The sequence below is a fragment of the Acinetobacter rongchengensis genome (assembly GCF_003611475.1).
Taxonomy (GTDB): domain Bacteria; phylum Pseudomonadota; class Gammaproteobacteria; order Pseudomonadales; family Moraxellaceae; genus Acinetobacter; species Acinetobacter rongchengensis.
Genome location: NZ_RAXT01000008.1, coordinates 57,941 through 83,989, shown reverse-complemented (window position 1 = coordinate 83,989; position 26,049 = coordinate 57,941). Strand labels below are relative to the sequence as shown.

At 37.5% G+C, this 26,049-nt stretch carries 28 protein-coding genes; 17 read left to right on the top strand and 11 right to left on the bottom strand.

Annotation, left to right across the window (positions count from 1 at the left end):
- Positions 1–6: 6 nt before the first annotated feature.
- From urtB to urtE, 4 genes are read left to right on the top strand one after another with little or no spacing between them, the layout of a single operon-like run.
- A complete protein-coding gene (gene urtB / locus D7V20_RS06515) occupies positions 7–1,599 on the top strand; it encodes an urea ABC transporter permease subunit UrtB (RefSeq protein ID WP_407923932.1) in 1,593 nt (530 codons plus the stop codon).
- 4 nt (positions 1,600–1,603) lie between these two features.
- A complete protein-coding gene (gene urtC / locus D7V20_RS06510) occupies positions 1,604–2,674 on the top strand; it encodes an urea ABC transporter permease subunit UrtC (protein WP_120383501.1) in 1,071 nt (356 codons plus the stop codon).
- Positions 2,674–3,510, top strand: a complete 837-nt coding sequence (urtD, locus tag D7V20_RS06505) for an urea ABC transporter ATP-binding protein UrtD (protein ID WP_120383500.1) — start codon at positions 2,674–2,676, stop codon at positions 3,508–3,510. The genes urtC and urtD overlap by 1 nt, the downstream gene beginning before the upstream one ends.
- A gap of 10 nt (positions 3,511–3,520) precedes the next feature.
- Entirely contained in the window at positions 3,521–4,219 is a 699-nt protein-coding gene (urtE, locus tag D7V20_RS06500) for an urea ABC transporter ATP-binding subunit UrtE (protein ID WP_120383499.1), read from the top strand.
- 326 nt (positions 4,220–4,545) lie between these two features.
- Here urtE and D7V20_RS06495 read toward each other — a convergent pair whose 3' ends face one another.
- From D7V20_RS06495 to D7V20_RS06485, 3 genes are all read right to left on the bottom strand, one after another.
- On the bottom strand, positions 4,546–5,286 hold the full coding sequence (locus D7V20_RS06495; protein WP_120383528.1) for a hypothetical protein: 741 nt from the start codon (positions 5,284–5,286) through the stop codon (positions 4,546–4,548).
- Between the two features lie 29 nt (positions 5,287–5,315).
- Positions 5,316–5,819 carry a GNAT family N-acetyltransferase gene (locus D7V20_RS06490; protein WP_120383498.1) on the bottom strand — a complete coding sequence of 168 codons (504 nt, stop codon included), beginning with the start codon at positions 5,817–5,819 and terminating at the stop codon, positions 5,316–5,318.
- A 110-nt stretch (positions 5,820–5,929) separates the two neighbouring features.
- Entirely contained in the window at positions 5,930–6,652 is a 723-nt protein-coding gene (locus D7V20_RS06485) for an outer membrane protein OmpK (RefSeq protein ID WP_120383497.1), read from the bottom strand.
- A gap of 533 nt (positions 6,653–7,185) precedes the next feature.
- Here D7V20_RS06485 and D7V20_RS06480 point away from each other — a divergent pair.
- From D7V20_RS06480 to D7V20_RS06465, 4 genes are all read left to right on the top strand, one after another.
- The gene (locus D7V20_RS06480; RefSeq protein ID WP_120383496.1) at positions 7,186–7,536 is read left to right on the top strand and encodes an HPF/RaiA family ribosome-associated protein; all 351 of its coding nucleotides are present in this window, start codon (positions 7,186–7,188) and stop codon (positions 7,534–7,536) included.
- A 188-nt stretch (positions 7,537–7,724) separates the two neighbouring features.
- A complete protein-coding gene (locus tag D7V20_RS06475; protein WP_120383495.1) occupies positions 7,725–8,267 on the top strand; it encodes an ankyrin repeat domain-containing protein in 543 nt (180 codons plus the stop codon).
- A 15-nt stretch (positions 8,268–8,282) separates the two neighbouring features.
- Complete coding sequence (locus tag D7V20_RS06470; protein WP_120383494.1) at positions 8,283–9,050, top strand: transporter; 768 nt, start codon at positions 8,283–8,285, stop codon at positions 9,048–9,050.
- Positions 9,051–9,225: 175 nt separating this feature from the next.
- Positions 9,226–9,909 carry a glutathione S-transferase family protein gene (locus D7V20_RS06465; protein WP_120383493.1) on the top strand — a complete coding sequence of 228 codons (684 nt, stop codon included), beginning with the start codon at positions 9,226–9,228 and terminating at the stop codon, positions 9,907–9,909.
- A 28-nt stretch (positions 9,910–9,937) separates the two neighbouring features.
- Here D7V20_RS06465 and D7V20_RS20095 read toward each other — a convergent pair whose 3' ends face one another.
- From D7V20_RS20095 to D7V20_RS06450, 3 genes are all read right to left on the bottom strand, one after another.
- Positions 9,938–10,525, bottom strand: a complete 588-nt coding sequence (locus D7V20_RS20095; protein WP_235831603.1) for a GGDEF domain-containing protein — start codon at positions 10,523–10,525, stop codon at positions 9,938–9,940.
- A gap of 976 nt (positions 10,526–11,501) precedes the next feature.
- Positions 11,502–12,104, bottom strand: coding sequence for a GGDEF domain-containing protein (locus D7V20_RS06455; protein WP_120383491.1), 603 nt, complete (start codon positions 12,102–12,104; stop codon positions 11,502–11,504).
- 416 nt (positions 12,105–12,520) lie between these two features.
- Positions 12,521–13,435 (bottom strand): alpha/beta hydrolase, encoded by a 915-nt coding sequence (locus D7V20_RS06450; RefSeq protein ID WP_120383490.1) that lies wholly within the window; start codon positions 13,433–13,435, stop codon positions 12,521–12,523.
- Between the two features lie 154 nt (positions 13,436–13,589).
- Here D7V20_RS06450 and D7V20_RS06445 point away from each other — a divergent pair, with 154 nt between their 5' ends.
- Entirely contained in the window at positions 13,590–14,021 is a 432-nt protein-coding gene (locus D7V20_RS06445) for a DUF2147 domain-containing protein (protein ID WP_010112304.1), read from the top strand.
- 70 nt (positions 14,022–14,091) lie between these two features.
- On the opposite strand, the gene D7V20_RS06440 is transcribed toward D7V20_RS06445, so the two are convergent.
- Complete coding sequence (locus D7V20_RS06440) at positions 14,092–14,439, bottom strand: Spx/MgsR family RNA polymerase-binding regulatory protein (RefSeq protein WP_120383489.1); 348 nt, start codon at positions 14,437–14,439, stop codon at positions 14,092–14,094.
- A 477-nt stretch (positions 14,440–14,916) separates the two neighbouring features.
- Positions 14,917–15,735, bottom strand: coding sequence for an exodeoxyribonuclease III (locus D7V20_RS06435; protein ID WP_120383527.1), 819 nt, complete (start codon positions 15,733–15,735; stop codon positions 14,917–14,919).
- 41 nt (positions 15,736–15,776) lie between these two features.
- Here D7V20_RS06435 and pyrE point away from each other — a divergent pair, with 41 nt between their 5' ends.
- Together pyrE and D7V20_RS06425 are read left to right on the top strand one after the other, a co-directional pair.
- The gene (gene pyrE, locus D7V20_RS06430) at positions 15,777–16,427 is read left to right on the top strand and encodes an orotate phosphoribosyltransferase (RefSeq protein ID WP_120383488.1); all 651 of its coding nucleotides are present in this window, start codon (positions 15,777–15,779) and stop codon (positions 16,425–16,427) included.
- A 76-nt stretch (positions 16,428–16,503) separates the two neighbouring features.
- Complete coding sequence (locus D7V20_RS06425) at positions 16,504–17,034, top strand: hypothetical protein (protein WP_120383487.1); 531 nt, start codon at positions 16,504–16,506, stop codon at positions 17,032–17,034.
- Between the two features lie 8 nt (positions 17,035–17,042).
- On the opposite strand, the gene D7V20_RS06420 is transcribed toward D7V20_RS06425, so the two are convergent.
- The 3 genes from D7V20_RS06420 to D7V20_RS06410 all read right to left on the bottom strand — a co-directional run bounded on the left by D7V20_RS06420 (position 17,043) and on the right by D7V20_RS06410 (position 18,882).
- On the bottom strand, positions 17,043–17,753 hold the full coding sequence (locus D7V20_RS06420; RefSeq protein WP_120383486.1) for a VanW family protein: 711 nt from the start codon (positions 17,751–17,753) through the stop codon (positions 17,043–17,045).
- A 27-nt stretch (positions 17,754–17,780) separates the two neighbouring features.
- Complete coding sequence (locus D7V20_RS06415; RefSeq protein WP_120383485.1) at positions 17,781–18,473, bottom strand: class I SAM-dependent DNA methyltransferase; 693 nt, start codon at positions 18,471–18,473, stop codon at positions 17,781–17,783.
- A gap of 196 nt (positions 18,474–18,669) precedes the next feature.
- Positions 18,670–18,882 carry a DUF3565 domain-containing protein gene (locus D7V20_RS06410; protein ID WP_120383484.1) on the bottom strand — a complete coding sequence of 71 codons (213 nt, stop codon included), beginning with the start codon at positions 18,880–18,882 and terminating at the stop codon, positions 18,670–18,672.
- Between the two features lie 111 nt (positions 18,883–18,993).
- Here D7V20_RS06410 and gshB point away from each other — a divergent pair, with 111 nt between their 5' ends.
- From gshB to ftsA, 6 genes are all read left to right on the top strand, one after another.
- Positions 18,994–19,938, top strand: coding sequence for a glutathione synthase (gene gshB, locus D7V20_RS06405; protein WP_120383483.1), 945 nt, complete (start codon positions 18,994–18,996; stop codon positions 19,936–19,938).
- A 308-nt stretch (positions 19,939–20,246) separates the two neighbouring features.
- Positions 20,247–21,344 carry an undecaprenyldiphospho-muramoylpentapeptide beta-N-acetylglucosaminyltransferase gene (gene murG, locus D7V20_RS06400; protein WP_120383482.1) on the top strand — a complete coding sequence of 366 codons (1,098 nt, stop codon included), beginning with the start codon at positions 20,247–20,249 and terminating at the stop codon, positions 21,342–21,344.
- Positions 21,345–21,357: 13 nt separating this feature from the next.
- Entirely contained in the window at positions 21,358–22,806 is a 1,449-nt protein-coding gene (gene murC / locus D7V20_RS06395; RefSeq protein WP_120383481.1) for a UDP-N-acetylmuramate--L-alanine ligase, read from the top strand.
- A 79-nt stretch (positions 22,807–22,885) separates the two neighbouring features.
- On the top strand, positions 22,886–23,815 hold the full coding sequence (locus D7V20_RS06390) for a D-alanine--D-alanine ligase (protein WP_120383480.1): 930 nt from the start codon (positions 22,886–22,888) through the stop codon (positions 23,813–23,815).
- A gap of 4 nt (positions 23,816–23,819) precedes the next feature.
- The gene (locus tag D7V20_RS06385; RefSeq protein WP_120383479.1) at positions 23,820–24,674 is read left to right on the top strand and encodes a cell division protein FtsQ/DivIB; all 855 of its coding nucleotides are present in this window, start codon (positions 23,820–23,822) and stop codon (positions 24,672–24,674) included.
- 65 nt (positions 24,675–24,739) lie between these two features.
- Positions 24,740–26,002 carry a cell division protein FtsA gene (ftsA, locus tag D7V20_RS06380; RefSeq protein WP_120383526.1) on the top strand — a complete coding sequence of 421 codons (1,263 nt, stop codon included), beginning with the start codon at positions 24,740–24,742 and terminating at the stop codon, positions 26,000–26,002.
- The last annotated feature ends 47 nt before the right edge of the window (positions 26,003–26,049 follow it).

Below are 26,049 nucleotides of genomic sequence, written 5' to 3'. Positions count from 1 at the left end.
TTTTTCATGCAACAGATTTTTGCTGAATCTCCTCGTACAAATCAGCAATTGCCTGAGCAAACGGCAGTATCGGTCAATCTCAATGATGATGCGATTCAACAATTTGTACGAGCAGATTTTGCACAACGCCGAGTCATGTTAAATCAGTGGCCAGCCAGTATTGAAGAACTCGATAAACTGGTTGCTTATGTCGAAAATGATGAGTTGTATACAGATAGTTCGGGCAATACCTACATTATGAAAGGGGGGGATAAGCTATTTAATTACCCTCAAAATCAAAATATTACTGATTGGCCCGCGGATCTGAATCAGGTCACTTTAGTCAATACACTTCGTAAGGCATTGAATTTTGGACAGGCGAAAATAAAACTACAATCAGAGGATGCATCGCAACGTTTGGCTGCAATTGATATCTTAGAAAATAACTTAGATGAATTGGATATCAAAGTCGTCAATCAACTTTATCTTGATGAAAAAAATAATAAAGTAAAAGCCAGATTAGCGCAGTTAAAGGCACGTATTGATTTTAACAGCCCCGATGTATTAACAAAAATTCAAGCAGTTAAAATTTTGAAAGAATCAAATCGCCCAGATGTTTTAGCAATTGTGGATCAAGAATTACAACAACCCCATTTGAATTCAGAACTAAAAGTCGCTTTGGTCGATGCCAAAAGCAGTATTAAAACACGCCTACAAGCCAGTGAATGGGCAGGGCATGTATTTTCAGGGTTAAGTACAGCCAGTATCTTATTGCTCGCAGCATTGGGTTTAGCCATTACTTATGGGCTGCTTGGTGTGATTAACATGGCACATGGTGAGTTAATTATGATTGGCGCTTATGCCACCTATGTTGTGCAAGGTTTCTTTAAAACGCATTTGAGTGGGTATGTTGATTGGTATTTGATTGTTGCAATTCCTGTTGCATTTTTAGTGAGTGCTTTGATTGGCATGTTGATCGAACGGACTGTGATTCGTCCTTTATATGGTCGTCAATTGGAAACTTTATTGGCAACTTTTGGTGTCAGTCTAATTTTGATGCAATTGGTTCGGATGATTTTCGGTGCACAAAATGTTGAGGTTTCTAATATCTCGTGGCTTTCAGGTGGCATTTCAATTACGCCAAGCTTGATGTTGCCTTATAACCGTATTGCCATCATCGTCTTTACTGTAGCTGTGCTTTCACTGCTTATTTATCTGCTCAATAAAACTCGTTTTGGATTATTCGTTCGAGCGGTAACACAAAATCGTCAAATGGCACGGGCTGTTGGTATTCGTTCTGCACGCATCGACATGATGGCCTTTGGTTTGGGTTCAGGACTTGCGGGTTTAGCTGGTTGTGCTTTGGCTCAAGTGGGCAATGTCGGGCCTGATTTAGGACAGAATTATATTATCGATGCATTCCTTGTCGTGGTTGTTGGTGGCGTAGGTCAAGTATGGGGTGCAGTACTTGCTGCATTAGGTCTAGGGGTAAGTGGAACCATTCTTGAAATTGGAATGGGTGCGGTACTGGCTAAAATTATTCTCTTGGTTCTTGTGATTTTGTTTATTCAAAAACGTCCACAAGGTTTATTTGCCGTCAAAGGTCGTTTTGTGGAGTAAGCCAATGAAAATCACCTCATTACTTTCAGATAAACCCTATAGCGCCATGGCGATAGCCGTCTGTTTCGCTGTGATGTTGCTCTTGCCTTGGTTTCATCTTTTACCACAGGATTCTGCGTTACATCTTTCAGCGTATTGGGTAACCTTGATTGGGAAAATCATGTGTTTAGCTTTGGTTGCCTTGGCTTTAGATTTGGTTTGGGGCTATGCAGGCATCCTCAGTTTAGGGCATGGCTTATATTTTGCCTTGGGAGGGTATGCCTTTGGTATGTATTTAATGCGTGAGTCAGCAGGTGACCAATTACCCGATTTTATGCGGTTTTTAAGCTGGACTGAATTACCTTGGTATTGGGTTGGAACTGAGCACTTTGTTTGGGCTTTGGCACTGGTCGTTTTAGTACCAGGTGTGATCGCTTTTATTTTTGGATTCTTTGCATTTCGTTCCAAAATTAAAGGAGTCTATTTTTCTATTATCACGCAAGCCATGACCTTTGCTGCAGCTTTATTGTTCTTCCGTAATGAAACTGGTTTTGGTGGGAACAATGGCTTTACTGGTTTTAAAACGATTTTAGGCTTAGACATAACCTCAGCTTCTATGCGAGCAACATTGTGTTTTCTAACGGCACTCGCCTTATTACTTTGCTTTATGGGTTTACGGAGTTTAATGAATCGACCTTATGGACGAGTATTGGGAGCAATTCGTGACAGTGAAAATCGGTTGCAATATCTCGGTTATCGTACGCTGTGGTACAAGTTATCTGCATGGGTTTTATCGGCTGTTATCGCGGGTATTGCAGGCGCACTTTATGTACCACAAGCAGGGATTATCAATCCAAGTGAAATGAATCCTGTAAATTCAATTGAAATGGCAGTTTGGGTGGCGGCAGGTGGACGTGGTACTTTGATTGGCCCAATCCTAGGTGCAGGTTTAATCAATGCTGTTAAAACTTACTTTACGGTGGCTTATCCAGAAGCATGGTTATTGATCCTTGGTGCATTGTTTATTGTCGTAACTATTTTCCTTCCTAAAGGTGTGATCGGATTATTTGAGCGTTTTAAAAAGGAGGATCACTAATGTCAGCACTACTTTCAGATTTGGGTTTGAATGCTCCACATGGTGGGCAAATTGGTGAAGGTTATGGTCGACCAAAAGCAGAGGGTGCTGATTTCAGTCATGGTATTGCGCTGTATTTAGAGAAAGTCAGTGTTTGGTTTGATTCCTTTCGTGCATTAAATGATTTGTCTCTTTATATCGAAGAAGGTGAATTACGCTGCATCATTGGTCCCAATGGTGCAGGAAAAACTACGTTGATGGATGTGATCACGGGTAAAACACGGCCTACACAAGGTACCGCTTTTTTTGGACAAAATTATGATTTAGCCAAAATGAGTACAGAACAAATTGCAGAAGCAGGGATCGGCCGTAAATTTCAAAAACCGACGGTATTTGAAAATTTTACAGTGATGGAAAATTTGTTACTGGCTGCGCCAAAAGATAAAACGGTAAAAAAGAGCTTTTTCAGCAAACTTGCACCTGATGCACAATTGGCGTTGGATGAGTCCTTAGAACAAATCCGTTTACAGGAGTTTGTTCAAAAACCAGCAGGCTTATTGTCACATGGTCAAAAGCAATGGCTTGAAATAGGCATGCTGTTGATGCAACGTCCAAAGTTGATTTTATTGGATGAACCTGTTGCGGGCATGACGGATGCAGAAACAGAGCGTACAGCTGAATTGTGCTTAGAATTGAAAAAGAACCACACTTTGATCGTAGTGGAACACGATATGAGTTTTATCGACAGCATTAGTGAAAAAGTCACCGTGCTTGCACAAGGTGCAATTCTTGCCGAAGGCACACTGGCAGAAGTCCAAGCTAATGAAGATGTGATTGAAAAATATTTAGGCCGTTAAGGGGAACAGCATGTTAGAAGTTAAAGACGTCAATCAGTTTTATGGTGGCAGTCACATTCTACGTGATGTGACTTTGCAAGCGCCGATTGGGGAATGTTCTGTGATTTTAGGGCGAAATGGGGTCGGTAAGACCACTTTATTAAAATGTTTAATGGGGATTTTACCGATTAAATCAGGGCAAATTTTATTAGATGGCAAAGACATTTCCAAAATGAGCCCTGAACAACGCGTACGTGCGGGTTTGGCCTATGTACCACAAGGCCGTGATATTTTTTCAACATTGACGGTTGAGGAAAATATTTTGATTGGTATGGCAAAATTTTCAGGTGCAAAAACCCGAAAAGTACCTGAGCATTTATACCAAATCTTTCCTGTATTAGACGAAATGAAATATCGCCGTGGTGGTGACCTATCAGGCGGTCAGCAACAGCAATTGGCAATTGCACGTGCCTTAGCATCAGAGCCTAAAGTATTGATTTTAGATGAACCGACTGAGGGTATTCAGCCTTCTATTATTAAAGATATTGGTCGGGTAATTCGTAAATTGGCAGACCGTGGTGAAATGGCAATCGTCTTGGTTGAGCAATTTTATGATTTTGCAGAAGAACTAGCAGACAATTATACCGTCATGGCACGTGGCCAAGTCGTTGCTCAAGGATTAGGGATAGAAATGCCTGAGCAGGGGATTCGAGATTTAGTGGCGATTTGATTTTCAGCTTGAGTCCTTACTAACTTTCTTTTACAAAAGGGAAGGGGTTTTTAATAATATTCTGTAAAGCAAATTAATAGTTTGAATTGCCTCAATGATAATGAAAATTTTAAAACAATTTGCGTAGGCGTTTGTTACTTTGAAAGATGAGGAGGTATTGCTCCGTAAGGTAACCCAATCCTGTTGAACAAAGGGGATATTATCGCCCTTGCCCAACGGCGGCATCCATACAGCCTACCACGATAGTCATATCGTGGTAGGGTTAATAGATCAAAAAACAGTAGTGGCTTGATTTATATTAATAATATTGATTGGTCCCAATTCGATTATCGATTTTCCACTTTTTGATAGATACCATTTGCAGAAACATTGTGTCCAAAATATCCACAATCGGATAAGTTTTGCTTTTGATTGACGGAGACAAAATTTCCAACTTGAGCATTAAAACCAAAAGCTAAATCAATCGCACATTCTTGGGTTCTTGCTTTGTTATGATTGAGTGGCATGGTGGTTTCAAATTGACCTAGGTTAGGGCCATATATCAGACTACGAATGCCCATATAAACACCATTAAATTCAATGTTATATTTTTGATTATGCTTTTTTACGCTAATGTAGTTCCATGCGCCATAACCTGCATAATTGACGTATTCGCCTGATAAATCGGTTTGCTTTTTAGGTGTAGCTAATTGTTTTAAATTAAATTGACTGATTTCTGATTGAGTATTAATTTGAAACCAAGCCCTAGCCCATAAGGGTTTCGCTAATTTGGCATAAGTTAAACCAACATTATTATTGGCGATATCGACGTCTTTTTCTGAAATTTGAATACCACTTTCATCCTTTAGGCTTAAGCAAAATGCTGACCATGAGGCTTGATTTTGAAAAGGCTCTAAAGCCTTTTTATAATTTTTTTGCTGATAAAATTTTTGACCAGATTGACGGTATTGTTTGATTTTAGCACAGCCTTGTTGTAATTCTTGTTCATATGAAAATTCTGCATGGCTATGAGACGCCAGTAAAATGCCTGTTGCGAAAAATATTGTTTTGAGTAATGTTTGATTCATTTTGATCATCTCGAATTTTGTATCAGTATTTAATCAAAATTCAGTTGCATCAAGACCAAATCACGCCATTGTCCAAATTTTTGTCCGACTTGTGGCATATAGCCTGTTTGTTTAAAGCCGAGTTGGGTATGGAGATAAATTGAACCTGTGTTTTCATAGTCAATTGCTGCAACCATCACATGAATATGATGTTGTTTAGCATATTCAATCAGTTGAAGCATGAGGGCTTTACCTAAACCCTGTCGAGCAAACTTTGGATCTATATAAACAGAATGTTCGACAGTTTGTTTATAACCATTGATTTGTCTAAAACTAGAATAGTCTGCAAAGCCAGCAATAGCTTGGCTTGAAAGCTCTTCAGCGACCAAGATTGGAAATTGTTGCTGGGTTAAATCTACAAACCATTGTTGATAGTCTTCCAGTGTTTTGAGTTGACTATTCCATGTCGCCAAACCTGTTGATATTTCATGGTTGTAAATCTGCATAATATGTTCTAAATCGGATATTTGGGCAGGTCTTATTCTGAAATTCATGAAAGTAATCAAGTGAGAGTTTGAATGATTATTTTAAAAAGAATTATGTTTTGGAGCAATAAAAAAGCAAGGCAGAAGCCTTGCTTTTAAATGGGTGATGTCAATATCGTTTAGAAGTGATATTTAACTAGAGCACTGACGTTGTTCTCATCTTTATTTGGAACGCCGTATTTGTTATGCCATACAGAATGCTCAATACCTAAATAAAACTTAGTGCTTGGAGAAATGTGTTTACCAGCATTCCATTTCCATTGCGTTGTCCAGTTAAGCTCGCTTTTATGTGCAACTTCATCTTTTTCAGCAGTAGACCAATCAAGGAAACCATCTACAAGGAATTCTTCTGAAGCCAATTTAAATGGAATGCCATAAACAAACGTCATTTGATAATCGTCTTCTTGAATGTCGTTGTTTGCACGGTAGAAATTCAATTGCGCATATTGGAAATATGGAATTGCTAAATCAACACCAACACCATAAAGGTAGTTGTTCATGTCATCACCACCTTCCCAAGTGGTTGCAATCAGCACATCTTTAATTGGGCCCAATTCAAGTTTCTTACCTGAAACAGCACCTAAGCTTAGGCGTGGTGAAACTTCAAAGTAAGTATCTGATTGACCGTCACTATTGGTGCGGTCAGCAAATGCAAAGAAATCACCATATTGAAGCTTTGCAGCATATTCAAAAGTAATTGTTGATTGTTTCTCATCTGGTGTTAATTCATAGTTTTCACCATAAAGCCCAGTAATACTAAAATCTTGCCAAACTGGTGTAGCTTGAGCCAAAGTTGCAGTAGAAGCGATTGCGCAGATAGCAGCAATTTGTGTCAGTTTCATGAAAATCTCCCCCCCAAGAAAGCGCTTCAAGGATACAGATTCTTAAATAAAAATAAAGTGAAAATAAGATGAAAGATAAATAAATATGTAAAAATTGAGATAGAGAAACTTTCTCATTTAGAATTTCTAAGGAAAAATTTATTTTAAGTACGAATCAAAGCCAACAACAGGGGAGTGACCCATCGATTCTCGGTTAATTTTATAGGCAATATTATAGTGAAAATTAAATTAAAAAAATATATAAAAATCATAAAATTATATAACAAAGTAACAACTTGTCATTTTTCATATTGTTTTCATAAAAAATTCAAAAATACGCTTGCATATTTTTCAATATGGCCTGATATTGAATGTATAAGAACACGAATCTGCAGATAAAAAGGTGTTCATTTATTCAATTGAGGAGTGACAAGTTCCAATTCATTGAAGATGACCAGCTGTGTAAACAGCAAGCTTTAAACATGCGCAAAATTGAAACTTATTGATCATTTTGTGCAATAAATAAGATTCAGATAATGTGAGGATAATATTTTATGAACATTGAAATCCGTACAGATAAAAATATACAAAATAGTGAACGTTTGATTACATATGTGAGAGAAGAGTTAAATCAGGAATTTCAACGTCATAGTGAACGTATTACTCAGTTTTCGGTTCATTTAAGTGATGAAAATGGGGACAAAGGTGGTGATGATGATATCCGCTGTATGGTTGAAGCAAAAGCAGCCGGATTAAAGCCTGTGGTTGTTACGCATAAAGCAAAAAATATTGATTTGGCCTTACATGGCGCAATAGAGCGAGTAAAACGTAGTTTAGAACATGTATTTGAGAAAAAAGAGAATCCTCGAGGTGGTCAACCTGAAATTGTTGACGAGGAAGTTTAAGAAAAGAGCCCTGCGGGGCTTTTTTTATGTATATAGATTTTAGTCAGCGGTTACAAAAGGGTTTAACTTTGTCAGAAAATAACAATAAATGCCGTTTTGATCAAAAAATGAGGGGCAATTAATTTTTTCCAGTAATTTTGAAAATATTCGTCATAATGGGTAGATATGAATATAATAGAGTGATCAATATGTTATCAGCACAGCAACAAGTTTTTGTTCAGGCTTTGGAAGATTTAGATATTGCTCAAGTTCGACGTTTACTTGCAGATGGATTTGACCCAAACTTTATAGAGCCTGAAAAAGGTCCAGCAGTTTCGATTTGGTCTGATGGACTATTTAAATGGTGGGAAAAAGTTTGTGATGCTTATGAAGCAGGACAACCGCTTAGTGCTGAACAAAAAGTACAAGATTTGCAGCCACATTTGGAAATTTTAGATGAATTAATCAAAGCCAAAGCAAATTTTTATTTGTGGGATGCTGAAGAGTGTTACGGCCCTTTATGGGATGCGGCAAGTGCAGCTTGTACACCAGCCATTCAAAAGCTATTAGACTATAAAGTTGACCCAAATACCAAAGATGAAGAAGGAAAAACTATCTTATCTTCGATTAGTGATCTATTCTTTGATTGTGAATTTGATCAAATAGATTGGTCACAGGCTTTACCTGAAGAGAAAGAATCTTTAGAGTTACTACGTAGTCGCGGTGCGAAGATGTCTAAAGAATTAGCATAAATTTTGAGTCAGATTATGGCAATTTTAAAAACAGCAACTCTAGTCCTTGTTTCAAGCCTAAGTGTTAGTGCAATGGCTGCTGAGTTTTCCTTTGATCGTCCTGGAGAGGGCTTTGGTACAGGGATTACACCTGTAGGGCACTTAGCATGGGAACAAGGTCTACCAAGTGCAACTTATACTGAAACCACGATTGATGGTGCAAAGGCAAAAACAGTAACACTGAATGGTGATATGTTATTGCGTACAGGTTTGACGCCAAGTATGGAATTGCAATTGGGTTGGCAAGGTCCAGCTTGGACACAAACCAAGTACAAAGGCGATAAAGAAGATAACTCTGGTTTGGGTGATGTTTCTATCGGTATTAAAAAAGCCATTGATTTAAATGATGATAAATTGTCTATGGCAATCTTGGCTCAAGCGGTGATTGCAACGGGCAACGAAGGTTTCACAGCAGAAGATGATATCTATAGCATTGGAACAGCTTTGGATTATAAATATAACGATTTAGTGAATACTGGAATCGTAATGAACTATGCTGTGCAAGATGGTGATTGGTCTGTTACTGCTATTCCTACAGTGGGTTATAAAATTGCTGGTAATCTGTCCGGTTTTTCAGAGTTTGTTTACCATAAAGCTGAGAGTCAGGACTATGAATATGGTCTATCGTCTGGCTTGATCTATGCTTTAAATGATCGTACTCAGTTTGATGGTAGCATTGGCGTCGATTTGAGTGGCGAAGATCGCAGCTATAAAGCGGGCTTTGGTGTTTCATTTTTATTCTAAATCAATATAGTCATAAAAACTGAAGTCACAATACGCAAAAGGGTAGTCTAGCTACCCTTTTTTATTGCTAAAGGGATTCATTTTTCATCGAAAATAGGGGGATAAAAACGATTTAATAGGTCTAATATTGTTATTCTATGATAAAAATTGAGAAGAAATAAAAGGAGTTTATCTGATGTTAGACTTATTTATTGGCAATAAAAATTACTCAACGTGGTCTATGCGTCCTTGGCTCGTTTTAAAACATTTTGATATTCAATTCAAAGAACATTTGATTGCGTTTGATGATTTTCAGCCAGATAGTCTTTTTAAAAAAACGATATTAACAATCAATCCGACGGGAAAAGTTCCAGCGCTAAGAGATGGCGAGCTTTTAATTTGGGATTCTTTGGCAATTTGTGAATATTTAGCAGAAAAGTATCCCGAAAAACAACTATGGCCCAAGGATACAAAGCAAAGAGCACGTGCACGATGTATGAGTGCTGAAATGCATAGCAGTTTTACGGCGTTACGTAGCACATGTGGTATGAATCTTGATGCAGATTTAGCAGAAGTAGGGGCTAAGCTTTGGTCTGAAAATTCGCAACTGCAGCAAGATGTGAAACGGATTGAAACCTTATGGGCTGAACGACCGAGCCAAAATGGTTTTTTGTGTGGTGATGAGTTTAGTATCGTTGATGCTTTCTTCGCTCCCGTGGTCATGCGTTTTATTGGCTATGGCATTCCTGTATCAGCTGTGAATCAACACTATATACACAGCATATTGAACCTAGTTGCAGTGCAACAATGGATTGCAGAAGCGAAAGCAGAACATGTTTTTGTCGAATGTGAAGAACCATATCGAACTCAAAAAGCTTAAGTGCTCGTATAACAATGCGTTTACTCGATTAATGAAGATCTGTAAACGATTGAACTTGGTTTCTTCCGAGTTGTTTTGCATGATATAAAGCTTGATCGGCGAGATGAATAACTTTGTTTATATGGATTCCATATATAGAAATAGCGACACCAAAACTCGCAGTACATCGGATATTTTTATGTTCAACTGTTTCTAAAATTTCATTTTGAATGATTAAACGACAACGCTCGGCAATCTCATGTGCAACTGCCAATGATGTGTCAGGTAAAGCGATAATAAATTCTTCGCCTCCATATCGAGCAACAATATCCGTATGTCGTGTTTGAGAACACAGCAGACTTGCGACACGTTGTAGTACCTCATCTCCGAAATGATGACCATATTGATCGTTGATCATTTTAAAGTGATCGATATCCATGAGGATAATTGCATAACGGGATTGATTTTTTTGAATAGTATCCAGCGTTTCATTAAAAAAACGGCGATTATACAAATTGGTTAAGGGGTCTGTTTGGCTTAAATTCTTGATAAATGATTCTTGGTTACGCCATTGTGAAAGTAAAACCTCACATAAAATAAAACAGGTGATGAATATCGGCATAATGAAAAGAAACATACTCGAAATCCAGAAGAAATTGCGATCTGGATTATGATTTAACAAGTTCTGACTGAATAAGGGGGCATATGGAATGAGTTTATTGTATGTACAATATATAAGTGAAAAGTACACAAAAAGTGCTACAGTAAGCTGAAAATAAAAGGTTTTTCGATTGAATAAAATAAGCCCTAAACCTGAGATACAAACAAATGCAAAGATGGTTGCAGGGCTGTAAATACCGATTAAGAAACCGTCAAAGAGCATTACATTTACAAAAATGGCAATAACAATATGCGGTAAAACAGTTTCTGCCCATCGTTTTTTTTGGAAAAAATAGCACAAAATAATCAAGACAAACACGAGGCTAGCTGTGCAAATATTGAAATAAATTTGTGATTTGAGTAGAGAGAAGTTAACCCATTGCCAAAGCGTTGGATTTAAGAAAATGAATGATTTCCATCCAATCCATATAAAATGCACGCCTAAGGTTAGTATCAGAATCAGTATACATTTATGAACGTTGCTCCAATTCATAATGATGTTTGAATTAAATTGCTTTTGTAGCTTTGTGAGGAATTTATTCTTTTTTGTGCTGAAGAAGCTCATTTCTCTTTAATCCATTTAAAATTTGGAAAAGCGATAAAAAAATTTATTTTGAATTGATTAAGTAAATTTAATTATGGTGGTAGAAATATTATACAGATTGCTTCGACTCTGTATATAAAAGAAAGATTAATGACAATCGCGATAAAGGGTACGTGTTGTATTGCTTTTTGATAGAGCTATTTAATTCATTGTAAATCAAATAAAAAAGGCTAAATTAATTTCGATTCAAACGATCGGTGTATCATTTTTATAATTATAGATTTATTCAATATTTAACATAATTCTGTGCTGATTATTTGACATTGATTTTTTAAACTTATTTCAGAACATGACAGTACCCTAAAATAAGCCATTCAAATCTAAACTTATTTTAGGGCAATACTACGTATTATGATAATAGGTGAGTATTGGAATAAAAGCTAACCCCATTGGTTTTTGCAAGATATAAAGCTTGATCAGCCTGCTGAAGAACGTTATCGCTAATGGAGTCTTTTTCTGAAACAGATACACCACAACTGGCTTTCAATGAAACATTTTTGCGGTTTGCTTTTAGTGCATTTTTATTGATTAATTTGGTGAGTCGATCAGCAATACCAATCGCTTGATCCTGCGTTACATCACCAAGAATAATAATGAATTCAGACTCACTATAACGACCGACCAAATCTGTATCACGGATATGATGTGTTAATTGCTGCGCCGTTGAAAGCAAAGCTTTATCGGCAATCTTTTGGTTAAATTTTTCTTTTACTTGCTTCAAATTATCAATACTTAATAGAATAATACCAAAATTTGCCTCAGGTTGTGGATGTAACTCTTTGAGATAGTTATTAATCGCAAATTGATTGTATATACCCGTAACTGAATCTATTTCTAGGTGATTATCGAGTTGACTCTTACCCATTAATTTAGAAATAAACGACGTTTTCAATACTTGATTGAATAAAGAGTGAATCTTACGGCGTCTCTTTGAATAAACTTTATTTCGCATCTTTTTTCCACCCGGACACTCGATTTTTATTGTGTTACTTTATAAATGTAGCAATTAATTGGGTGGGTTTCAAATTAAAATTTTTGTAAAATATTGATAGATATATTCATTATAGTAAAAACTGTGATGAATTTTTCAATAAAAGTGGATAATTAATAGGTGCTGGTAAAACTAAATAATAGATTTAAAATATAATCATAATAGAAATAATTGATTATATTTAAATATGAATTCTTAAATATTTGATTGTAAATATAATTTCAATAAAAAATAAATCTATTGTTAAAATAAAATGACAGCTAACTATTTTGTTTAAGTTTTAATATATAAATGAATACTGATAGGGCGATATATAAATATATGATTTATATATCACAATTTTTGATTAAATATTATAACGAGGAGTTACTCAGTTATTAATCACGATCAAGGTGATGGGCAAATTCGGCAATATCTGCAAGTGAGCGTTTTGCTTCATCAAACCAAGGGCTAAACATTTGGAAGTTGTGCCACATACCCGTGTAAAGTTTATAAATTACTTTAACATGTGCAGCTTTGGCTTTTTCTTCAAAACGTTGTGCATCTGATAAAAGAATTTCTTTCGAACCAATTTGGACTAAAGTCGGTGGAAGTCCTTCAAAATCACCAAAAATAGGCGATAGTGGAGCTAAAGAGCGATCTAAATGTTTGGGAACATAGTGTTCAATGCCTATTTCAAGCGCTTCCATTGATAACAATGCATCATGTTTTTGATTATAACGCATTGATTCACCTGTCAGTGTCAAATCTAAAAAAGGTGACATTAAAATCAAACCGCTTGGAAGTTGTTGTTTATTTTCTTCTTTTATTCTTAAAACTAACGCCAATGCTAAATTTGCACCACATGAATCACCTGAAATAATAATGTCTTTAGGTAAAACACCCTGATCTAAAAGTTGTTGATAAACATCATAAATAGCATCTCCTGCTTCAGGAAAAGGGTTTTCTGGTGCAAGTGGATAGTCTAAATGTAAGACTTGCATTTGAGTTCTAGCTGCAACCTCAGATAAAAAAGCACGATGAGTATTTAAAGAGCCCACAAAAAAAGCGCCACCGTGGATATGTAAAATCATTTGTGTAGAGTGTGCTTGAGGTTTGATTTCTTCAGCACGAACGCCTGCGATCCGTAAATTCCGAATATGAACATCTTTGCGTTGTGGGAAAATACGAGAAAGTTGTTCTATGCTAAAACGCATGGTGCTTGGTGAAAGATTAAATCGGCTTGGATATTTGAAGCTCGCTTTCAGAATCGATTCTGTAAAATATTGTTTCAAGGCAGGATTAATCTTCATGTTTCTTCCATTTTTTTGAAATTTGATCATTATTTTTGTGGATTTACCAACAATTTTTACAAGGGTACACTATATAGTCACAGACAAAAATTGCTAATTGGCTGTGAGTTTTTAATACTATATAGTGTCATAAATGACTAGGGAAAACAAAACAATGAAAAAAATTGCTCTTGCACTAGGATTACTATCTGCAACAGTTTTTGCAAATGCTGCAGATCCATTAAATGGAACTGTGTGGAAAACAATTGACGATACAACGAAACAGCCTAAAGCAGTGGTGAAATTCACAGAACAGAAAAATGGAACGCTGAACGCAACCATTCAAAATGTATTAACTCCTGGCGAAGAAAACGCTTGTGTTAAATGTGAAGGGCCTTATCACAATAAGTCTTTAAAAGGCGTCACGATTGTGACTGGCTTGAAGAACGTTGGTGGTAAAAACTATGATAATGGTTCTATTCTAGATCCAAAAAATGGTAAGACTTATAAATTAAAAGCTGAGCTTGCTGGTAATCAGTTGAAATTACGTGGTTATATTGGTATTGCTGCGCTTGGTCGTAACCAAACTTGGGTTCGTGCCAACTAATTGCCTTGCGTTTAAACAAAAACCCGATCACGTGATCGGGTTTTTGTTTTTAAATGGATTATTTTATGAGTTATTTTAAAGCTTTGATTTTGTCTTCATCAAAACCTACTACAAATTGCCCCGCTTGATCGATCACTGGGCGTTTAATTAAGCTGCTGTGTGTGGTCAACGCTTTAATCAATTCTTCTTGGCTTGAAAGGGCAAGCTGCTGTTCTTGTTCGCTGAGTTTTTTCCAAGTTGTTCCTTTTTTATTTAAAAGAATATCTTGCGGAATCTGTTTTAACCAAACTTTGATTGTTTCAGCATCAATCCCTTGTTTTTTATAGTCATGAAACTCATAACTCAAACCCAGTTCAGTCAGTAGATCAAAAGCCTTTTTCATAGAGTTGCAGTTTTTGATTCCATAAATTTTAAGCATGTTTAAACCTAAGCATTTAATTATCTGATTTGACTGAAAGGATAGCAAAATTGCCAATGAAAAATGTATATGTTTGAGTAGTATATTTTAAGCAATCTAGCTTTTGTCATAAAGCTTTCATATTTTGAGTTTAAATTTGAAATAAATACACTAGAAGAAATAACTCAAGATATTGGAAATGAGTTTTTTAGAAAGGATAATTTAAAAAAGAGAAAGCCCGCATCAAATCATCCTGATTATGCGGGTCTCAGTACAACGTCCAATGTCACATCCTTGGAAAACAAATATAAAAATATTTATTTCCTTTCATCCTACGGCGTCCTATCCTTTTGCTGTCATCCTGACAATGTCCCTGTGCCGTGAAGCTATAATGCTCTTATTTGCATGAAGAGAATATAAGATAACACGACAAGTTTTGTGAGATTTTGACGCACATTGAGTTTACACTTGTAAACTCAATGTGCAGTTTTTTAATATTTATATCGTATAATCAATGATTACAGGAGCATGATCGCTATACCATTCATCTTTATACACCCATGCATTTACCGTACGCACTTTCCAATCAGGTGAACAAGCTTGGTAATCAATACGCCAACCCACATTTTTAGCGCGTGCTTGTCCACGATTTGACCACCAAGAATATAATTCAGCTTCTTTACGGACTTCACGGAATGTGTCGACATAACCTAAATCATCATAAATATGGTCTAACCATGCGCGTTCATGGGGTAAACAACCTGAAGACTTTTGATTGCCTGACCAGTTTTTGATATCGATGCGTTTATGCACAATGTTGTAGTCACCACAGACGATGATAGATTTATCTTCATCACGCCATTGTTTTAAAATTTTTGTATATTCTTCTAAAAAGTGATCTTTACGCGCTTGGGCTTCATCACCAGATGAACCCGAAGGCAAATACAAAGAGCAAATATATACAGGCTTGTTTAAACCTAGATCAAATTCAGCCGTAATAAAACGACCTTGTGAGTCTGCAAGTTCAAAACCTAAACCATTTTGCACAGATTTAAAAGGTAAGCGACTATAAATCGCAGTGCCTGCATAACCTGATTTTTCAGCAGGGAACAAATGGGTAAACCAACCTTCGGGTTTAAATTTGTCTGTCCATTGCTCATGGGTAATGCGACTTTCTTGGATGCAGATGACGTCTGCATCTGATTTTTCCATCCATTCAAGCAGTCCTTTAGTCACGGATGAACGCAGGCCGTTTACGTTGATTGAGACGACTCTTAAAATTTTTTGATCACTTGGATAGCTACTCTTTGGTATCATGTGCATTCATAACCTCAATGTATGAATTTTTGGAGCACCTCATGTCAACGCCAGCTCAGTTTAACCCGCAAGCTTTTATCGAACTCGCATTATCACGAGGTGTGCTTAAATTTGGTGAGTTTACTTTAAAATCAGGTCGTGTGAGTCCTTATTTTTTTAATGCAGGTTTACTTAACGATGGTGAAGCATTATCGCTTTTAGCTCAAGGTTATGCAGATAAACTCACACAATGTAACAATGTGGACGTGATTTTTGGTCCTGCGTATAAAGGGATTCCTTTTGTTGCAGCAACGGCTGTAGCATTGTCACAAGTACATGGTGTGAGTGTGCCTTGGGGCTTCAACCGTAAAGAAGCCAAAGATCATGGTGAAGGCGGTGTATTGGTCGGTGCTTCAGTTGAAGGCAAGAAAGTTTGGATCATTGATGATGTAATTACTGCGGGAACGGCCATTCGTGAAGTGGTGACTATTCTTAAAAATGCAGGCGCAACAATTGCAGGTGTATTGGTGGCTTTAGATCGTCAAGAAAAAGGTCAAAGTCAGTATTCAGCTATTCAAGAAGTTCAAAAAGAATTAGAAATTCCTGTGCATGCATTGATTACCATGAAAGATCTGATGAATTATTTAGATGCAAAAAATGAGCAAGAAGCACTAGCAAAAATGGAAGCTTACCGTGTGAAATATGGTGTATAAATTATAAAATTAGATAAAATAAGGAGCATATGCTCCTTATTTTTATGGCTCATTTAAGCATGGATATCGACCTTCAATGTTAATTTTAGTGATCATTATCGCTGTGATTGCCCTTGGTATCGTTTTTGCCAAGCATGTCGATCAACAGCGTTGGCAACGCTATCAATTTGAACGAGATATGTATTTTCGTCAGTATCCATTTCAATGGAAAGGTTTGGAACAATTTGAATTGGTTTTAAACATGAATACCCATGCACAAAAAAAATTGATCAATGAACTGATGTTAAGAGCATCTGAAACAGGGTATTTAAGAAAAGCACGTGTACAACGTGAGCCTGAATGTGTAAATCAGCAATATTCAATTAAAGTGATGATCCAAGATTTAACCATTGGATATTTAGAAAAAAGATATGCAGAACTATTGGGTGGCAATTTACGAAAAACGGATTTTGAAACAGGACGTCCGATCGAATTAAATGCTGAAATTATTGTTTTTGAAAAAGATGATATTGATTTAGGTTGTCGAGTCAGACTCGACTTACCACGTGATCCACGCACTGTGGATCGATATATCATTGAAAATAATAAACCAAATAAAGCCAAATAAGCTCAATATTATTCTAAATCGCTCGGCAATTGATATTTGTCCTTTGAGATATGTTTATGATCAGCATAGCTATTTACCGTTCGATAATGTTCGGCATCCTCAATCACAAAATCCAGTAAATAAGTTCGTGTCGGGCGTTTTGTCGAGAACAGCGCAAGTAATTGATTATTCTGTCTTAATATTTTAATTTGGATCGGAAACTCTAAAGTATTTTGAAACTGCAAATCTTTATAGCCATAAACAACACTCGCATCACTGCCTAATGGTGTAAATCGTTCATGTTCCTGATAAATATCAATAGAATGAGCATGTCTTTCGATAATCCTTAAACCTGTTTTTAATGCATTGATATAAAGCAAACAAGAAATTTGACAGATTCCACCACCAATGTCTTCTGTTAATTTGCCTTGAATTAAATTCCGTCCGACTTTATATCCATTTTTCTGTGTCGGTGCTTTCACAACATGCCAAAAAGAAAAGGTTTGATTGGGTTCAATCACTAAGCCATGCAGTGCTTGAATGGTTAAATCTATGTTATGGGCTTTATTGTCAAAATAACGATTTATCTTAATCTCTTGCTGTGTTGAAATTTGATATTGAGTTTGCCAAATTCGGTCATGTTGTAGAGCAAAATTGTGCTTAGAAAATAAATGTTCACGACAATATCTACGAATCAATTGGTAAAGTAATTTCCATGATTTAGGTAAATAGCGTTTCATATGCTTTCCTTTACAATTTTTATTGGCTTACTGTTTTTTTTCTAAAACGACGACTAAATAAGAAGCATATTCTTTAAAAAATGAACGACAAATAAAATTATCCAAACGTCTAAATATTGGACGTAATAGCTTGGGGATGCGATGAATTGGAAAAAATAAAAAGCCCTGACTTGCACGAATTTTCCATTGAGGAGTAATCATTTTTTCTATATCCGACAAGGTCATTTGGTTGGCTGCATGCCAATCTTTCTGCTGATGTTTTACTGTTTTTCGGCGTGTAGCAGATGGGAAATCAAAAATAAGTTTGCCGCCAAGTTTAAGTTTTAGGTGTGCTTGATCGAGAAAGTTTTGTGTGGTTTCAAGATCTTGATGCATGATGACGTGGAAACTATAAATCACGTCTAAGATATCATTTTCAATCGGAATATCAGTCAAACTTCCTTCTAAAAGTATTTTATGGGGATATTTTTGTGCAGCTATTTTCAACATTTCAGGACTGAAATCTACACCATAATCTGCGTGATCAAGTAAGCGACCTGTTCCACAACCGAGATCCATACATTTTGAGGCAGGGATATCTTTTAATACTTGAGAAAGGAATTTTCTTTCTTGTTGGTCTAAGTATTGTCCATAACTATTGTTAAAGCGGTTGTCATCGTAGTTTTGAGCGAGTTGGTTGTAATAGCTTTTAATCTCAGATTGATGATTTGAATTCGGCATAAAATCACTCATTTACTACTTAACTTCAGTTGTTTATTTTGTATAAAACGGTCATATGGTTTTTGCCAATACTTACAATATTGAAATCTTAGGTTTTTTAGATAAAGTACAATATATTTATTCTACAGTAGAAAATTCATTCTGTAGTTAATGTTTTGAGACTGGATGGTCGACCTTATTTTATATTTAAGCTACTTCATGTCTTATCATCTAAACTTTCTTCAAAACAATCACATGTCTTACAGTTCAACACCATTCCCAACTTTTCTTTGCGCCCTTGTTCAGTAAGTACCCACGGACGGTTCTGCCAAGGTGGTGTGTGACGGACATGTTGCGTATGGCCACATGCCAAATCAGCAACCCAATGTTGTTCATCATCCAAATGAAAGCCAATAATGATTTGTTGCATATCGGTATAACTTCTTCACAATAATTGCAAATAGTTTAGCGAAATTTAGAAAAAGAAAACCAGAATCTCCGCTATACTGCATACAATCCAAAATTTTATAAGAGCATCAATATGCGCGTACTTGTTGTGATGGATCCCATCGAAAATGTAAACCTTAAAAAAGATTCTACTATGGCGATGCTTTGGGCAGCTTCACGCCGTGGACATGAGCTAGGCTATGCATTGCAACAAGACTTATATATCGATCAAGGCAAAGCTTTTGGTTTGATTTCACCGTTAAAAGTATTTGAAGACTACAATCATTATTATGAGCTGGGTGAAAAAACCAAAGCGTCGCTCGCAGATTATGATGTGATCTTGATGCGTAAAGACCCGCCTTTCGATATGAATTTTGTCTATACCACTTATATTTTAGAACAAGCAGAACGTGAAGGTTCATGGATTATTAACAAACCACAAAGCCTACGTGACTGTAATGAAAAGCTTTTCGCAACACAATTTCCAGAATTACAAGTGCCAACACTGGTCACTTCACAACAAAGCCTGATTCGTGAGTTTTTGAAAGAACATGGCGATGTGATTGTGAAGCCTTTGGATGGTATGGGGGGAATGGGTATTTTCCGACTGTATCAAGATGGTGTAAATATTGGTTCAACCATTGAAATCTTAACTGAAAATGGTACGCAACCAATTATGGCACAGCGCTATATTCCTGAAATTGTGGATGGCGATAAACGTATTTTAATGGTCAATGGTGAACCTGTTGCTTATTGTTTAGCACGTATTCCTCAAAATGGTGAAGTTCGTGGTAATTTGGCGGCTGGTGGTCTAGGTGAAGCGCGTCCATTGACTGAGAATGATAAAGCGATTGCAGCAAAAGTTGGCCCATTCTTAAAAGAAAAGGGTTTGGTCTTTGTTGGTTTAGATGTAATTGGAAATTATGTCACTGAAATTAATGTGACCAGTCCGACCTGTATCCGTGAGATTGATGCACAGTTTGGTACGTCTATTGCAGATGATTTATTTGATGTTTTGGAAGCAGGAAAACCTGCTTGATTGAAATTTGAGAGGTTATTTAATACGTTGGAAATTATAAATTTCAATTAAAACAAGACCACGCCATTGCAAGGCGTGGTCTTGTTATCAAGGTGTTAAATGAGTAAGAAATATAAAAAATAACGAATAGTTAAACAATTTTTAGCAGATTAATGATAAAAGTAGTTTAAACTCTCAAAACAGTAGAAAAAAACAATGAAACGCTTGGTGAAAAAAAGTAAATAAACTTTTCCCCTATAGCTGTTTGTGATTACAATTGGTTTTTTAAATATTCGTTAACATTTATTTTTGAATTGAAGAATTAGACCGTGACCAAACCTCAACAAAGCACACCAAAACACGTCATGATGATGGCAGCAGGAACAGGTGGACATGTATTCCCAGCGCTTGCAGTTGCAAAAGAATTGCAACAACAAGGCTGTCAAGTGTCTTGGTTGGCAACACCAACGGGTATGGAAAATCGATTATTACAACAACACGATATCCCAATTTACCAAATTGATATTCAAGGTGTTCGCGGTAACGGTATTATTCGAAAGCTAGGTGCGCCGTTTAAAATTTTAAAAGCGACTTTTAGCGCAATGCGTTATATGAAACAACTCAAAGTCGATGCTGTTGCAGGCTTTGGTGGCTATGTTGCAGGACCAGGTGGCTTAGCTGCACGCTTATTGGGTATTCCCGTGATTATCCATGAGCAAAATGCCGTGGCTGGGTTTACCAATACACAACTTTCTCGCGTAGCAAAAATTGTGTGCGAAGCCTTTCCAAATACATTTCCTACAAGTGAAAAAATTGTGACGACGGGTAATCCTGTACGCGCAGAAATTACGGCAATTTATAATCCATCTTTTCGTTATAAAGAACGTGAAAATGTAGCAGAACCTTTGCATATACTTATCGTTGGTGGTTCTTTGGGTGCACAAGCGCTGAATGAGTGTGTGCCACAAGCTTTAAAACAGCTCAATGTACCATTGAAAGTGTTTCATCAGTGTGGGCAAAACAAGCAAGAAACAACCCAAGCTTTATATAGTGATGCACCTGAAACTTTACAGGTTGAAGTGCAGCCATTTATTGAAAATATGGCACAAGCTTATAGCAATGCAGATTTAATTATTTGCCGTGCAGGTGCGTTAACCGTCACTGAAGTGGCAACAGCAGGTGTAGCTGCGATTTTTGTTCCCTTGCCAAGCGCTGTGGACGATCATCAGACTGCCAATGCAAAATTTCTAGAGAAAACAGGCGCAGCGAAAATTTGTCCGCAAAGTAGCATGACGCCAGAGTCGTTAAAAGATTTATTAACCCCATTAATGAACCGTCAATTACTGATGGAAATGGCGGTAAAAGCTCGTCAACAAGCTCAACCAGACGCAACAGAGCGCGTGGTTGGTTTAATTCAAGATTTGTAAGTTAGAGTTGATTATGTCTCCAACAAGCCCAGCTGATAAAGCAAAAAGCCTGATTAAAATTCCTGAAATGCGTCGTATTAAACATATCCATTTTGTGGGTATCGGTGGCGCAGGGATGTGTGGTATCGCAGAAGTGTTGAAAAACCAAGGCTATAAAGTTTCGGGTTCAGACATTAAAGCATCTAAAACAACCGCAAAACTTGAAGAAAACGGGATTCGAGTATTTATCGGTCATGCCGCTGAAAATATTAAAGATGCAAACGTTTTAGTTGTTTCAACAGCGATTGACCCTGAAAACTTGGAAGTCAAAGCGGCGATTGAAAACCGTATTCCTGTGGTACGCCGTGCTGAAATGCTCGGTGAGCTTATGCGCTACCGTCATGGGATCGCTGTTGCGGGTACACATGGGAAAACCACTACAACAAGTTTAGTGACTTGTATGTTGGCAGAAGAAAATATGGATCCAACTTACGTAATTGGTGGGTTGTTGAACCGTACGGGTGTGAATGCTGCATTGGGTGCGAGTCGTTTTATTGTTGCAGAAGCGGATGAGTCTGATGCTTCATTCTTATACTTAGAGCCTATGGCTGCCATTGTGACCAATATTGATGCAGATCATATGGATACCTATGGCGGTAGTTTTGATGTTTTGAAAGATACTTTTGTTAAATTCTTACAGAAAATGCCGTTTTATGGTTTGGCGGTCGTTTGTGGTGATGATGCAAATATTCGTGAAATCATGCCACGTATTGGTCGTCCATTGGTGACTTACGGATTTAATGAAGATAACGATATTCGTGCTGTAGATATTGACCAAACAGGTATGCAATCAAGCTTTACCGTATTGCGTAAAGGTCGTGAACCACTACGTTTAACGATTAACCTGCCAGGTCTACATAATATTTTAAATGCATTGGCTGCAATTGGTATCGCGACAGATGAGGGTGTATCTGATGCTGCAATTGCACGTGCATTGGAAAGCTTTAGTGGTGTTGGACGCCGTTTCCAAGTTCAAGGTGAGTTTGAACTGGGGGAAGGTAATGTCAAGTTGGTAGATGATTATGGTCATCATCCAAAAGAAGTGGAAGCGACAATTAAAGCAGCACGTGCCAGCCACCCTGATCGCCGTTTGGTAATGCTGTTCCAACCGCATCGTTATAGCCGTACACGTGATTGTTTTGATGATTTTGTAGATGTGTTGTCACAAGTTGATCAATTATTATTGTTAGAGGTTTATGCTGCAGGTGAGAAACCGATTGTTGGAGCAGATAGCCGTTCATTAGCACGTAGTATTCGCTTGCGTGGAGAAGTTGAACCGATTTTGATTGATCCTGTAGAAGGTAATTTGCAGCACGTGATACAAAAAGTGTTACAAGCAAATGACTTGTTATTAACACAAGGTGCGGGTAACGTTGGAGCGATTTCGCTAGAATTAGCGCAGAACCAACTTTATTTAAAATAATGAATTCGGTTGAGCGCATAAATCATGAGCTTAATCTCGTAATTTGAATTGACTAACTTATAAGTTTAAGGATTTAAACGTGTCAAATGCTTCTAAATTCGGCAAAGTAGCGGTATTGCTTGGTGGTAAATCTGCTGAGCGTGAGGTGTCATTAGATAGTGGTAAAGCTGTACTAGAAGCATTATTACGTTCGGGGGTGAATGCTGAAGGCTTCGATCCGAAAGAGCGTAGTGTGACAGAACTTGTAAACTACGATCGTGCATTTATTGTTTTGCATGGCCGTGGTGGTGAAGATGGTCAAATTCAAGGCACATTGGAATGGATGAATGTGCCTTATACAGGTACGGGTGTGCAAGGTTCTGCGATTGGTATGGACAAAGTTAAAACCAAGCAAATTTGGCAAGGTTCTGATTTACCAACAGCACCGTATCGTATTATTAGTAAAGATTCAGATTTAACAGAAGTGATCGACAGTCTTGGTTTGCCTTTGATTATTAAACCTGTACACGAAGGCTCAAGTGTCGGTATGAGTAAGGTTGAAAAGGCTGAAGATCTTGTTGCAGCGATTGATAAAGCGACTGTGCATGATGCCGTTGTGATGGCTGAAAAATGGATTACAGGTCGTGAATATACGATTTCATTCCTCAATGGTCAGCCCTTACCTGTCATTCGTTTACAACCACCTGCAGATGTTGCTTTCTATGACTATGAAGCAAAATATAACCGTAATGACGTGGAATATGGTATTCCATGTGGTTTGAGTGAGTCTGAAGAGAAACGTCTACAAGCATTGTGTTTGCGTGCTTTTCAGGCTGTAGGTGCAAGTGGTTGGGGGCGTATCGATGCAATGCTTGATGAGCAAGGTCAATTTTGGCTATTGGAAGTGAACACTGTTCCGGGTATGACCAGTCATTCCCTCGTGCCAAAAGCAGCGAAAGCCGTGGGTTATAGCTTTGATGAATTGTGTGTTGCTATTCTAGAGCAAACTTTAACGGAACAAGCACACTAAGTTTATGGCTCAACTTCCTGCTTCAATGCGCCGTAAACGTGCTGCGATTACATCGATTCATGATAAACCTCCTACACGTAAGGATAAGCTTCTGAACGTGGGGAGTTGGTTGCTCATGTTGGTTGCTGTTGTTGTATTACTTGCAGGAATATATGGATTTTATAAAGTTGTTACCGATGCAAGAGTTGCAACCTTAGAAGTAGTTGGAACAAATTCAACGGCAGAAACCCAATTGATGTCACAACATTTAGCACCTGTTGTGAAGGCGAATTATTTTACTTCGGATTTAGAGCAAATTCGAGATAAAGCACTTGAAGTATCATGGGTGGACCGTGTTGTGGTATCACGGGCATGGCCAAATGGAATTCGAGTACGTGTTATGCCACGTCATGCGATTGCTCGTTGGGGAACAGGGCGATTATTAAGTGATGCTGGAGATGTCTATACAGAAGCGACGGCGAAAAATCATTCAAATTTGCCATTGCTCCACGGACCGCTCAGCCAATCCAAAGTCATGATGCGTCGCTATAATGAAATTAATCAATTATTTCACCCAGTTAATATACGTTTAAAAGAGTTATATCTCACTGAACGAATGACTTGGTTTATGCAGTTTGATTCAGGTCTACGTGTTATTGTCGATCAAGATCAGACGATGAGTAAGCTTCAACGCTTAAGTCATTTAGCACAAACAGACCTCAAGCCGATTTGGTCAAATATTTCTGCAATTGATTTGCGTTACCGAAATGGTTTAGCAATTCAGTGGAGAAATTCAGTTTCACCAAAAATTGTGAATGGTCAATTTGTTGTAACGAGTAATGACATAGGCGTTGCAGGTGGGATGACTGCGAAGCCATAATAGTGGGCTTGGAAAAAGAGGCATTAAGCCAAAACATAAACAATCAAGATAATGGTAGTGATGTGATGAATGAAGCTGTTCCCTCAGTTGTTGCAATTGACATTGGGACACATAAAGTTTCAGTACTGATTGGAAAAGTACATGCCCCTGATCATATTCAGGTTATTGGCATGGCTAGTGCGCGCAATAAGGGAATGAATAAAGGCAAAATTGTTAGCCTTGATAAAGTGACAAATGCAATTAAACAAGCCGTTCAAGAAGCTGAAGATATGGCAGAATGTCGTATACATTCGGCATGGGTTTCGATTCCGAGTACTGAATTACAAAGCCATTATGCAATCGGTCGTACTCCAATTTCGAATGCTGAACATACGATTACGACAACGGAAGTGGTTCGTGCTTTAGAGCTTGCCAAGGCCAGTCATATGACTGCCGACCATTATTTAGCAAGTGCTGTACCATTGGGTTTTGAGCTAGATGATTCACCTGAATGGGTACAGAATCCAATTAATTTGTCTGCAAACAGTATGACTGCGCATTATCAATTGATGATGATGCCAATTAGCACGATGCAGAACTTAGACCGTGCTATGAAAGGCGCCAATATTTCTGTAGAAAAAATGGTGGTGTCATGTCTAGCGACGGCTGAAGCAAGTCTGTTGAAAGATGAAAAAGAGTATGGTGTTTGCCTGGTTGATATTGGTGCAGGTACAACCAATATTGCTGTATATATAGAAGGACATCTTGTTCTCGCGCATACGATTCAGCGTGGCGGTGAAAATGTAACACGAGATATTGCATCTGTGCTGCAAACCACCACAGAGGAAGCGGAGCGCATTAAGCTTTTGCATGGTTGTGTCGATATTCATCAAGTTAAACCTGATCATATGATTCAGTTTGAGGCAATTGACGGCCCACAAACCATTAGTCGTATTGAGCTATCTGAAATTATTATTGCACGCCATGAAGAAATTTTAACGATGGTACGTCACGAGTTAGAGCAACGTGGTGCATTACAAAGTTTGTATCATGGTGTTGTATTGACTGGTGATGTTTGTCAAATTGAAGGTATGGTGACCTTGGCTCGTCGTATACTTGGTGTTTCTGCACATTTAGGCAATCCACCGCTGCAAGTTGTTGCCGATGATCAGCACTTACCATCATTACGTCGTTCGATGTATGCTACAGCAGCAGGATTATTATTATTCAGTCAAAGCGATATGCAAGAGGCTGTTGAAGAACCAGAAGTTGCAGGCCGTCGATCATTTGCTGATCGAGTTGTAAGTGGTTGGAATGCCTTAAATAACAAATTAAAGGGTATTTTTTAGGTGTAATTCTTTGGGGAATATTGTTAGGAAGTTGTAAGCTAGCCGTT